The sequence below is a fragment of the Vibrio sp. Vb0667 genome (genome assembly GCF_033391095.1).
The window spans coordinates 1-12,131 of record NZ_JAWPOL010000054.1 but is presented as its reverse complement, the minus strand read 5'-3'; the positions used below and the strand labels follow the sequence as shown (position 1 = coordinate 12,131).

General features: G+C 46.7%; 12 protein-coding genes and 1 pseudogene. 12 read left to right on the top strand and 1 reads right to left on the bottom strand.

The window, feature by feature from the left end:
* The 8 genes from R8269_RS22835 to fliJ form a co-directional block, all read left to right on the top strand.
* Positions 1 to 543, top strand: a 543-nt coding sequence (locus R8269_RS22835; protein WP_318222670.1) for an ATP-binding protein, incomplete at its 5' end; no start/stop codon positions are given.
* Positions 544 to 579: 36 nt separating this feature from the next.
* Positions 580 to 1,989, top strand: coding sequence for a sigma-54-dependent transcriptional regulator (locus R8269_RS22830; protein ID WP_005394318.1), 1,410 nt, complete (start codon positions 580 to 582; stop codon positions 1,987 to 1,989).
* A 122-nt stretch (positions 1,990 to 2,111) separates the two neighbouring features.
* A complete protein-coding gene (gene fliE, locus R8269_RS22825) occupies positions 2,112 to 2,423 on the top strand; it encodes a flagellar hook-basal body complex protein FliE (RefSeq protein WP_005384482.1) in 312 nt (103 codons plus the stop codon).
* A gap of 14 nt (positions 2,424 to 2,437) precedes the next feature.
* Positions 2,438 to 4,180: a flagellar basal-body MS-ring/collar protein FliF gene (fliF, locus tag R8269_RS22820; RefSeq protein ID WP_053306693.1), complete on the top strand. Its 1,743-nt coding sequence runs from the start codon at positions 2,438 to 2,440 to the stop codon at positions 4,178 to 4,180.
* Positions 4,173 to 5,228 (top strand): flagellar motor switch protein FliG, encoded by a 1,056-nt coding sequence (fliG, locus tag R8269_RS22815; protein WP_005380470.1) that lies wholly within the window; start codon positions 4,173 to 4,175, stop codon positions 5,226 to 5,228. Before fliF ends, fliG begins: the two co-directional genes overlap by 8 nt.
* 71 nt (positions 5,229 to 5,299) lie before the next feature.
* Positions 5,300 to 6,100: a flagellar assembly protein FliH gene (gene fliH / locus R8269_RS22810; RefSeq protein ID WP_005394317.1), complete on the top strand. Its 801-nt coding sequence runs from the start codon at positions 5,300 to 5,302 to the stop codon at positions 6,098 to 6,100.
* Positions 6,101 to 6,103: 3 nt separating this feature from the next.
* Complete coding sequence (gene fliI, locus R8269_RS22805; protein WP_285384768.1) at positions 6,104 to 7,423, top strand: flagellar protein export ATPase FliI; 1,320 nt, start codon at positions 6,104 to 6,106, stop codon at positions 7,421 to 7,423.
* A 6-nt stretch (positions 7,424 to 7,429) separates the two neighbouring features.
* Positions 7,430 to 7,873: a flagellar export protein FliJ gene (gene fliJ / locus R8269_RS22800; protein WP_005380474.1), complete on the top strand. Its 444-nt coding sequence runs from the start codon at positions 7,430 to 7,432 to the stop codon at positions 7,871 to 7,873.
* 40 nt (positions 7,874 to 7,913) lie between these two features.
* On the opposite strand, the gene R8269_RS22795 is transcribed toward fliJ, so the two are convergent.
* Positions 7,914 to 8,228 (bottom strand): NIPSNAP family protein, encoded by a 315-nt coding sequence (locus R8269_RS22795; RefSeq protein ID WP_005380475.1) that lies wholly within the window; start codon positions 8,226 to 8,228, stop codon positions 7,914 to 7,916.
* Between the two features lie 280 nt (positions 8,229 to 8,508).
* Here R8269_RS22795 and R8269_RS22790 point away from each other — a divergent pair, with 280 nt between their 5' ends.
* The 4 genes and pseudogenes from R8269_RS22790 to fliN all read left to right on the top strand — a co-directional run.
* Positions 8,509 to 10,362, top strand: a complete 1,854-nt coding sequence (locus R8269_RS22790; RefSeq protein ID WP_318222669.1) for a flagellar hook-length control protein FliK — start codon at positions 8,509 to 8,511, stop codon at positions 10,360 to 10,362.
* 85 nt (positions 10,363 to 10,447) lie between these two features.
* Positions 10,448 to 10,951, top strand: a complete 504-nt coding sequence (fliL, locus tag R8269_RS22785; RefSeq protein WP_005380477.1) for a flagellar basal body-associated protein FliL — start codon at positions 10,448 to 10,450, stop codon at positions 10,949 to 10,951.
* 7 nt (positions 10,952 to 10,958) lie between these two features.
* Complete coding sequence (gene fliM, locus R8269_RS22780) at positions 10,959 to 12,005, top strand: flagellar motor switch protein FliM (protein WP_005380478.1); 1,047 nt, start codon at positions 10,959 to 10,961, stop codon at positions 12,003 to 12,005.
* 58 nt (positions 12,006 to 12,063) lie between these two features.
* A pseudogene (fliN, locus tag R8269_RS22775) lies at positions 12,064 to 12,131 on the top strand (flagellar motor switch protein FliN); the annotation flags it as partial.

Sequence of the window (12,131 nt, the reverse complement as noted above, 5' to 3'; positions counted from 1 at the left end):
AAATTAATGGATCGACTGCACGATTTGGAAAAGCAGGTTAATGATATGCTGCTTTTTGCTAAAGGTGGTGATAATAAAGTCATTAAGCCATTTACGATTGCCCAGTTGGTAGCGGAATATCAGCCGATGGTCGAAACCGCGCTAAAAAACAACAGTATTGATTACTGCCTAGAAGTGGAAGAAGAACAAACTGAACTACTAGGCAATGCGAACGCCATTGCATCTGCATTGAGTAATCTGGTCATGAATGCGATTCAAATGTCTGGTAAAGAATCGCAAGTCGATATTTTTTTCCGCCCGGTAAATGGTGAGTTACGCATTTCTGTGCAAGACAGCGGACCGGGTGTGCCCGAAGAACTGCAAGCCAAAATCATGGAGCCATTTTTTACCACACGTTCTCAAGGAACTGGATTAGGGTTGGCAGTTGTTCAAATGGTTTGCCGTGCCCATGACGGTCGATTGGAGCTTATTTCAGAGCAGGGTGATGGAGCCTGCTTCACCATGTGCATTCCGCTAGAGCGAGTGCAAACAGAAGCGCAATAAGCGGCTTTTGGTAATAACAATTTCTGGAGAATCATAATGGCGCAAAGCAAAGTGCTGATCGTAGAAGACGATGAAGGTCTTCGTGAAGCCCTAGTCGATACTCTGGCTCTGGCAGGGTATGAGTGGTTGGAAGCGGACTGTGCTGAAGATGCACTGTTGAAGCTGAAATCGAATACGGTTGATATCGTCGTTTCTGATGTGCAAATGGCGGGTATGGGTGGCTTAGCTCTGCTCAAAAGCATCAAGCAGAATTGGCCTAACTTACCAGTATTGCTAATGACGGCGTACGCCAACATTGAAGATGCCGTGTCTGCAATGAAAGATGGCGCGATTGACTACATGGCGAAACCATTTGCACCAGAAGTGTTGCTAAATATGGTCAGTCGTTATGCACCGATAAAAAGTGATGACAACGGTGATGCTATCGTTGCTGATGAGAAAAGTCTGCGCTTACTCGCGTTGGCCGATAAAGTGGCACGTACAGATGCGAATGTTATGGTGCTAGGTCCGAGTGGCTCAGGTAAAGAAGTGATGTCGCGTTATATTCACAACGCGTCAAATCGTAAAAATGGTCCTTTTGTCGCAATTAACTGTGCCGCGATTCCTGACAATATGCTCGAAGCAACACTGTTTGGCTATGAAAAGGGCGCATTTACTGGTGCTGTTCAGGCATGCCCAGGAAAGTTTGAACAAGCGCAAGGTGGCACAATCTTGCTTGATGAAATCAGCGAAATGGACCTGAACCTGCAAGCGAAGTTGTTGCGTGTTTTGCAAGAGCGAGAAGTAGAGCGCCTAGGCAGTCGCAAAAGCATCAAGTTAGATGTTCGTGTGTTAGCGACGAGTAACCGTGATCTTAAGCAATACGTGTCAGAAGGAAACTTCAGAGAGGACTTATATTACCGCCTGAATGTATTCCCAATTGCGTGGCCTGCACTTAAAGAACGTAAAGGCGATATTGCACCGCTTGCCAAGCATCTTGCTGAGCGTCATTGCAGCAAAATGGGCATGCCAGTGCCTCAATTCTCGACCGTTGCGTTAGAAAAACTATTGCAATACCCTTGGCCGGGTAATGTTCGTGAATTGGATAACGTGGTTCAACGAGCGCTGATATTAAGTGAAAATGGCGACATCGATGCAGAGCACATTTTGCTCGAGGGCGTAGATTGGCAAGATGCCAATAGCTTGCAACACGTGGTGCAAAATGCAGATATGGTCGTGCCCAATGTTAAGCCAGTTGCTCAAGCTGAGAGTGTCAGCCGCCCAGTAACTGGTGGAGAAGGCTTAGGCAGCGAGCTGCGCGATCAAGAATACGCCATTATTTTGGAGACTTTGGTTGAGTGTAATGGTCGACGCAAAGAAATGGCGGAGAAACTGGGTATAAGCCCTCGAACCTTGCGCTATAAGCTTGCCAAAATGCGTGATGCTGGTATAGATATCCCGAATTAACACAGACAACGGCCATAAGACAAAAAGTGTAAGTAAATTGATTGCTAATGTCTTATGGCACGTTAATTGCTGTGTCAATAATCAGTTTTGTTAATAGTCAATCTTTTGGCTTAGAGGTGCTAATGAAAATTGATGGTATTCAGGCAGAAATGCGCGCCATGATGGTAGAAGCAACCAATACGGCTCCTACTGCAAGTGGGGCGAAAGTTGGAGCGGATTTTAACGATCTCCTAACTAAAGCCATCAATAACGTGAACACACTTCAAAAAGCATCTGGTGATTTACAAACCCGTTTTGATCGTGGTGATGCCGATGTATCCCTTTCTGACGTTATGATCGCTCGTAACAAGTCTAGTGTCGCTTTTGATGCGACGGTTCAAATTCGCAATAAACTCGTTGAGGCATATAAAGACCTCATGAACATGCCAGTGTAATTTAGGTAATAAGTGTGGCAGACAAGTCTACAGATTTAACCGTCACTGAAGGCGGCTCAGATGGTGCACTGGTAGCAAGTTCCGATGTGGATGTGGAGAGTCAAAATCCAGATCTAGAGGAGCGCAGTGCGTCAAAATTCGATATGGCAGTGGGCGACCTCGATTTACTTCGTCAGGTTGTGCTTGTGCTGTCGATATCCATCTGTGTTGCATTGATCGTGATGCTGTTCTTTTGGGTCAAAGAACCGGAGATGCGCCCACTTGGTGCGTATGAGACCGAAGAATTGATCCCCGTTCTGGATTATCTGGACCAGCAGAAAATCAATTATAAGCTTGATGGCAATACTGTTTCTGTTGAATCGAGTGAGTACAACTCGATCAAACTTGGCATGGTTCGTTCCGGCGTTAACCAAGCTACAGAAGCAGGCGATGATATTTTGCTGCAAGACATGGGTTTTGGTGTTTCACAACGTCTCGAGCAAGAGCGTCTCAAACTCAGTCGAGAGCGCCAATTGGCTCAAGCAATTGAAGAAATGAAGCAAGTTCGCAAAGCACGAGTGTTATTGGCACTGCCAAAGCACAGCGTATTTGTGCGTCATAACCAAGAAGCGTCTGCGTCGGTATTTTTGACATTGTCGACAGGCACGAACCTTAAGCAGCAAGAAGTGGATTCTATTGTCGACATGGTAGCGAGTGCCGTGCCGGGAATGAAAACTTCTCGAATTACCGTCACAGATCAGCATGGCCGCTTACTCAGCTCAGGCTCCCAAGATCCTGCTTCTGCGGCGCGACGCAAAGAACAAGAATTAGAACGCAACCAAGAACAAGCGCTGCGCGAAAAAATTGATTCCGTACTATTACCGATTTTAGGTTATGGCAACTATACGGCGCAGGTTGACATCCAAATGGATTTCAGTGCGGTTGAACAAACTCGCAAACGCTTTGATCCGAACACCCCTGCGACCCGCAGTGAGTACGCACTCGAAGATTACAATAACGGTAACATGGTAGCGGGTATTCCGGGTGCGTTGAGTAATCAGCCTCCAGCGGATGCCTCTATTCCGCAAGATGTGGCTCAAATGAAAGATGGTTCTGTCATGGGGCAGGGGTCAGTTCGTAAAGAGTCCACGCGTAACTTTGAGCTAGATACCACCATCAGCCACGAGCGAAAGCAGACCGGGACGGTGGCTCGTCAGACCGTTTCTGTTGCGATTAAAGACCGTCGTCAAGTTAACCCTGATACGGGTGAAGTGACTTATACCCCAATGTCCGAATCTGAAATCAATGCCATTCGCCAAGTATTAATTGGTACCGTTGGCTTTGATCAAGGCCGTGGCGATTTGCTGAATGTATTGAGTGTAAAGTTTGCTGAGCCAGAGGCTGAGCAGCTAGAAGAACCACCAATTTGGGAGCACCCTAACTTCAGTGATTGGGTTCGTTGGTTCGCAAGTGCATTAGTGATTATTGTGGTTGTGTTGGTTCTGGTTCGCCCAGCAATGAAGAAATTGCTTAACCCTACCAGCGATGATGAAGACGAAATGTACGGACCAGACGGCTTGCCGATTGGTGCGGATGGTGAAACTAGCTTGATTGGCAGTGACATCGAAAGCAGCGAACTGTTCGAGTTTGGCTCAAGTATTGATTTGCCAAACCTTCATAAAGATGAAGATGTATTGAAAGCGGTTCGCGCTCTGGTTGCGAATGAACCTGAACTGGCTGCTCAAGTAGTGAAAAACTGGATGAATGACAATGGCTAACGATATCGTACCTCAAGATGACAACGCCGCGGGAATGCCAGTAGAGCTGGATGTTTCAACCATTACTGGCGAAGAAAAAGCGGCAATTTTGCTACTGAGCCTTAATGAACAAGATGCAGCTGGCATTATCCGTCACCTAGAACCAAAACAGGTTCAGCGTGTTGGTAGTGCGATGGCTCGCGCGAAGGATCTCAGCCAAGACAAGGTATCTGCTGTTCATCGTGCGTTTTTGGAGGATATCCAGAAATACACCAACATTGGTATGGGCAGCGAAGACTTTATGCGTAATGCACTGGTTGCCGCTCTTGGTGAAGACAAAGCCAACAACTTAGTTGACCAGATCCTACTTGGTACGGGCTCAAAAGGCTTGGATTCTTTGAAATGGATGGACCCACGCCAAGTGGCGAGCATTATTGTCAATGAACACCCACAGATTCAAACTATCGTACTGTCTTATTTAGAAGCAGACCAATCTGCAGAGATTTTGTCTCAGTTCCCTGAGCGCGTGCGTTTGGATCTGATGATGCGTATTGCCAACCTTGAAGAAGTTCAGCCATCAGCATTGGCAGAGCTGAACGAAATCATGGAGAAACAGTTCGCGGGTCAAGCGGGTGCACAAGCAGCCAAAATTGGCGGCCTGAAAGCAGCAGCGGAGATCATGAACTACCTAGACAACAACGTCGAAGGTTTGTTGATGGAACAAATTCGCGATCAGGACGAAGACATGGCGACGCAAATCCAAGACCTAATGTTTGTCTTCGAAAACTTAGTCGAGGTGGACGACCAAGGTATTCAGAAGTTGCTGCGTGATGTACCACAAGACGTGTTGCAAAAAGCACTCAAAGGTGCAGATGACTCGTTACGTGAGAAAGTCTTCAAGAACATGTCTAAACGTGCTGCTGATATGATGCGTGATGACATAGAAGCGATGCCGCCAGTACGAGTGGCAGATGTAGAAGCCGCTCAGAAAGAAATCTTAGCAATTGCCCGTCGAATGGCGGATGCTGGTGAGCTCATGTTGTCTGGCGGTGCTGACGAATTCTTATAATTTCTATTGCTTCGCAATTATCCTATTGCGGAGCACCCTCACTTCTTAATCGAACACACAATAGGTAACCCATGGCTGGCGATAGAAAACGTGGATTTATCCGTCCTGATGAAGATGATTCGATGATCGAACCTCAACGTTGGGGGCTGCCTGATTATGGCGAGCCTAAAGCCAAACAAGCAAAACAAACCGCGTTCAACTATGACCCGGGATGGGTGCCGAATTTTGATGAGCCTGAAGAAGAGCAGCCACTTGCGCTAACCGAAGAACAAATTGAACTGATTAAGCAAGGTGCTTATCAAGAAGGCTTACATCAAGGTCAGGAAGCTGGCTTTAAGCAAGGTTACGACAAAGGTAAAGAAGAAGGGTTGCAAGCCGGCCATGCTGAAGGTCTTGAGCTCGGAAAAGCTGAAGGGGTAACTGCAGGGCAAGAATACATTCAGCAGCAAGTTGAAACTTTTATGAACTTGGCCAATCAGTTTGCTCAACCTTTGGAGTTGATGAATGCTCAGGTTGAAAAGCAGCTGGTGGATATGGTGCTCTGCTTAGTCAAAGAAGTGGTGCACGTTGAAGTACAAACCAACCCTCAAATTATTTTAGATACAGTGAAGCAGTCGGTCGAAGCGCTACCAATATCAGGCCACCCTATTACCTTGCACCTGAATCCAGAAGATGTCGCGATTATTCGTTCAGCTTATGGTGAAGAAGACCTTAATTGTCGCAACTGGACGTTAGTTGCTGAGCCATCGCTCAATCGAGGTGACGTCCAGATTGAAGCAGGTGAATCAAGCATTAATTATCGCATGGAAGAACGCGTCAAAAGCGTATTGCACAGCTTTTGTGGCGCAAACCGTCATCAAGAGGGTGAGTAATCCATGCAAGCACTCGCTGACCGCTTAAAAAGCTACAAAGTTGAAGGCCTTACGACGCGCCCTGTCGCCTCTGGCAAACTGGTGCGTGTGGTTGGGTTAACGTTGGAAGCGACCGGCTGTCGCGCACCAATTGGCAGTTTATGCTTAGTGGAAACCATGTCAGGTCAGATGGAAGCTGAGGTTGTCGGCTTTTCAGGTGACAACCTATTTTTAATGCCAAGCGAACAAATTACGGGCATTTTACCTGGCGCGAGAGTCACCCCTTTAACCAGTGACGCTGGTTTACCCGTCGGCATGGAATTACTTGGGCGCGTGATAGACGGGGTTGGGAATCCACTTGATGGACTTGGCCCTTTGTATACCGATCATCGTGCCCCTTTTAATGCCGAACCAATCAACCCGTTGGCTCGAAAGCCAATTTCTGAACCGCTCGATGTTGGCCTAAAAGCCATCAATGGTTTGTTGACGGTTGGTAAAGGTCAGCGTATCGGTCTGTTTGCAGGTTCTGGTGTGGGTAAATCGGTCACGCTTGGCATGATGACGCGAGGCACCACCGCACAGGTTGTGGTCGTCGGCCTGATAGGTGAGCGTGGACGTGAAGTTAAAGAGTTCATCGAAGAGATCTTGGGTGAGGACGGTCGTCGCCGCTCAGTGGTGGTCGCGGCGCCTGCCGATGCTTCACCTCTAATGCGCTTAAAGGGGTGCCAAACGGCATTAACGATTGCTGAATACTTCCGGGACCAAGGGTTAGATGTTCTGCTATTGATGGACTCGTTGACTCGTTTTGCACAAGCACAGCGTGAAATCGCACTTTCTGTTGGTGAGCCGCCAGCGACGAAAGGCTACCCGCCTTCTGTATTTGCCAAGCTGCCAGCGCTGGTTGAGCGAGCGGGTAATGGAAGTGCCGAACAAGGCTCGATTACGGCGTTCTTTACCGTGTTGACCGAAGGGGATGATTTGCAAGATCCGATAGCGGACGCATCGCGAGCCATTCTTGATGGCCATATTGTACTTTCTCGTGAAATGGCGGATGCAGGCCATTATCCGGCGATTGATGTCGAGAAGTCGGTGAGCCGTGTTATGCCGCAAATCACGACTGAAGAGCACGTTTTGATGTCAAAAGCGGTGCGACAGGTCTTGTCTATTTGTCGCAAGAATCAAGATTTGGTCTCGATTGGAGCGTACAAACCGGGTACCGATCCTGCTATTGATGGCGCATTTACTTTGAAACCGAAGTTAGACGAATACTTGCAGCAGAGCATGAAAGAATCGGTGCCATACGATATGTGCGTCAATATGCTTAGAAACATTTTGGGTGGGTGATAGCGCATGAATAATGCGATGGAGTTTCTACTTGAGCAAACTAAGGATCGTGAAGACCAAGCTGTGCTTGCACTGAACAAAGCGCGTTCTGAACTCGAAGATTATTACCGTCAGGTTGAACAAATTGAAAAGTATCGGCTTGATTATTGCCAGCAACTCGTCGACCGTGGTCAGGCGGGCCTAACGGCAAGTCAATATGGACACTTAAATCGATTCCTTACCCAGCTAGATGAAACTTTATCTAAGCAAAAGCAAGCAGAAAGTCATTTCAAAGAGCAGGTTGAAAACTGTAAAGAATATTGGTTAACCGTGCGTAAAGAACGCAAATCCTATGAGTGGATGATAGACAAACGCGAAAAAGAGAAACAACTTGCTGAAGCTAAGCGCGAACAAAAGCAAATGGACGAGTTTTCCACCTTACTTTACAGTCGAAAACCACATCGTTTCTAAACGTTATCGGTTCGATATTGCATTACGGTGTTGCAGTTGACTACATCTCTACCGATTCAAGTAAGGTAACTTTGATTGAGTCTTGTTCAATTAGCTCAAATACCTTCGGTCGAATCTCGCGAACCCACCACTCGTTGTATGTTTTTTCGTAGAGAGCCTGGCGTGCTTGTTCATTGTCGAACTCTCTAAGCCAAACAAAATAGTCATGTCCATCATCACCAGTGTGGACGTAAGTATTCAGTACACGCATGCCTTGTGAGCGTTGATAGGGCAACAGTTCTTCCTTCATCCAACTTAGCCACTGTTCTGTTTTGCCTGCTCTGATTCTATATTGGCGTAATTCTGTGATCTTCAAAGTGATTCCTTAATTGTTAAGCCAAGTGTCTGTTTACGCTTATCGTTTTTCAAAGTCAATCAAGTAGCTGTACATCATGTTAGGAACCAGGTTATCGGATAGTATTGTTGATGTTTGTTCCATAAACATGCCATCTATTAGCTTGCCGAGAATTGGCTCAATATTGTGGTGTGATTTTTGCATTTTAGCTGTCAGTGTCGGGTCTTTTTGACCTTAGTTTGCCGCCAGTATTGCTGCCTGCCAGCGATATACTCAGAGCCACGAGAACGAGAGTTTCTAAATGAGTGTGAATTTGTCCCATGTATCTGTGACTACCAAGACGCCAGTTTCTGATGTGTCCGCTAAAGCGTCCGCAGAGAGCACTGAGAGCAAGGGATTTTTAGAAACGTTAACCGATGCGTTTGCTGGTAAACAAAAGCCCGAAAAAGTAGCAACAGAATCGACAGTGGTTGAAGAAAAAGAAAGAGCGGATGTAGGCAGTACTTCTTCTGCTAACGTCTCGGACGAATTGTTGGCGCAAGAAAGCCAAGAATCCGTCAGTGACGAGCCCCATGGTTTTGATGAAATATCAGCAAACAAACCGAATGCAACCTTAAGTGAAGAAGCAAGTTTACAAAAGGCGAGTAACAGCACACCTTTGGAGAATGATGTTGAAGCTATTGAAAAAGTGAAATCAACATCAATCGATACGAGCAACCCATCAAATACAGTGGACGTAAAAAGCACGATGGGCGAAGGACAACAGCTTCTTGGTCGAATTGAACAAGCGAATCAAACCCTGAATGCGAGTAATGCATCCATCGATAGTGGCAAAGTTTTGCCTCAGAGCGCGAATTTAGTGCATTCGTTCCACGAGCAAGCAACCGTTTCGACACACCTTGATGAGCTGGCTTTGAATGAAACGCCATCAGTTCATTCGCTTGAACAAGCACAGATGATCCCAGGACAAGACTTAGAGCCAATTTTAGATAAGAATGGTCAACCTATCGATGTCGACAAACTTTCGCCTGAGTTTGCTGCTTGGCAAGAGCTAGCGAAACAAGCCAGCCATCCGACGGCTAAGAGCGCGGTCAGTGGTGAAGTAGCTAATGATCTGTCGCCGTTGTTAACAGACGTTGATGGTTCCAACATCGACGCGCTTCCACGAGTCTCCTTGGATGAACTTGAAGTTATAGATACTAAGTTGGCGCAAGGAAAACCACTGACTCAGCAAGAAGCTCAGATCATTGAAGGGTTGAAACAAGGAAGGATCACGGCGGATATTCCTGATCAAGACCTTGCCCAATTTATTGCGCTCCCTAATGACATTAAACAGATTCTCGCAGAGCAACAAGTACAACATAATTTAACTCGCCAGGCTGGACCTATGGCAGTGTCTCAGCAAATCCAGCATACAGCGGCTCAAGTACCCCAGCCACAAACTGCTCATAGTGGAGATAAAGTCGCATTATCTCCAACGCCCGATATGTTGATAGCCGCGCAAGTGCCGACGTCGCTTCAGGGTGTGAAAGACGGAGAGATTAGCCAGAAAGTGATGAACGCAGCATTGGCGACTGGTGCGCTAAAGGCGACTGCGGATAAACAAGATAAGCCGGACCTCCAACATGGCTTCGCTGGACAGCTTCAGGCTATGGCAGGTCAGCAAGGAATTAATGTGCAGCAACAAGCGCGTATTGATGCTGCACAACAAGCTCAGCTTCCGTTGCAACTAACTAAAGAGCTAGCTAACGAGCAAGTTGCGGAAAAAGTGCAAATGATGATGTCGAAGAATCTGAAAAATCTCGATATTCGTCTTGATCCACCAGAGTTAGGTCGTATGCAAATTCGTATGACCATGAATAACGACGTTGCCAATGTACATTTTACAGTGAACAACCCGCAAGCTCGTGACATTATTGAACAGACGCTCCCTCGTTTGAGAGAAATGCTAGCGCAACAAGGTATGCAGCTGGCTGATTCTTCCGTCCAGCAACAAAACAGCGGGCAACAACAAGGTAGGTATACTGCTGAACAACATGGTCAAAGCGCGCAAAGTGGCGGTTTTTCTGGACAGTCCGAAGAGGGTTTTGAATCTGATGTCAATCTGGATTTGAATGTCGCTTCAAAGCGTGATGGAATTAGTTTTTACGCATAAAAGGCCGTTTAACGGCAATGGCATACGGTTACCAAGCAACTCACTAAAACGTCTTGGTAACTCAAAAGAACAATAAGAGACAAGAATGGCAGAAGAACAGTTACAAGGGGCCGATGCGCCGAAAGGAAAAAGCAAGTTACTTATCATCATCATCGCTGTTGTAGTATTACTACTTGGTGGCGGGGCAGCGGCATTTTTTCTAATGGGCTCTGATGAACCTGCTCAGGCTGAATCGTCTCAACAGGCTCAAGTGAAGGCATCGGATGCTGCGCCCATCGCGTATGTGAATCTTCCTCAGGCATTTGTATTTAACGTTACTGGGGATAGCCGCGATAGGTTGGTTCAAATTAAAGCGCAGTTAATGGTTCGCGGTGCAGAAAATGAAGAGTTGGCGCGGTATCATTCGCCACTGATTGAAAGCTCTATGCTATCAACGTTTGCTTCCGCGACGGTTGATCAATTGCGCTCTCCTACAGGACGAGTGGAATTGCGCGATCGTGCTTCCGAAGATATCAAAGCAGCGCTGAATGCTGCGGTCGGTAAGCCAGTGATTGAAAAAGTACTGTTTACAGATTTTGTTATTCAATAGGTAAAACGTGACCGATCTATTAAGCCAAGACGAAATTGATGCGCTATTGCATGGGGTTGACGATGTTGATGACGTCGATGAACCGATAGAAAACGACACTGAGGGTGCCGTCAATTTTGATTTCTCGTCGCAAGACAGAATCGTACGTGGTCGAATGCCGACGCTCGAACTTATCAACGAGCGCTTTGCACGGCACATGCGTATTAGTCTGTTTAATATGCTGCGTAAAACGGCAGAGGTGTCGATCAATGGCGTGCAGATGATGAAGTTTGGTGAATACCAGAACACATTGTACGTGCCAACCAGTTTGAACATGGTGCGTTTTCGTCCGTTAAAAGGCACTGCGTTGATCACCATGGAGGCTCGTTTAGTCTTTATTCTGGTAGAAAACTTCTTTGGCGGTGATGGTCGATTTCACGCCAAAATCGAAGGCCGCGAATTTACCCCAACGGAACGCCGCATCATTCAGTTGTTACTGAAAATTGTATTTGAAGATTATAAAGAAGCGTGGTCGCCAGTGATGGGGGTAGAGTTCGAATATCTCGACTCTGAAGTAAACCCAAGCATGGCAAACATTGTCAGCCCGACAGAAGTGATTGTCGTGAGTTCATTCCATATAGAAGTTGACGGCGGTGGCGGCGATTTTCATGTCGTTATGCCTTACTCCATGGTTGAGCCTATCCGTGAACTATTGGACGCAGGTGTTCAGTCTGACAAGATGGAAACGGACGTTCGCTGGAGCTCAGCACTACGTGAAGAGATCATGGATTGTCCGGTTAACTTCCGCGTGAACTTGCTCGAAAAAGACATTTCTTTGCGTGATCTCATGGAGCTGCAACCGGGCGATATCATCCCGATTGAAATGCCAGAACATGCGACGATGTTTGTGGAAGACCTACCGACCTATCGCGTAAAAATGGGTCGATCGGAAGACAAATTAGCGGTGCAAATTTCTGAGGAAATTGAGCGCCCACATGTCGTCAAAACAGATTTAGCTTTCTTAGGTAAAGACATCATGTCCGAGCTTGAGAGTGAAGACGATATAGACCATTAAGATACCTTATTAAACAGACATGCTATGGCATGAGTTAGGCGTAACACAGGATAGAAAAATGGAACCAAGTGACGATCAAAAGCTAGCAGACGAATGGGCAGCCGCTCTTGGCGAAGACCCGTCTGC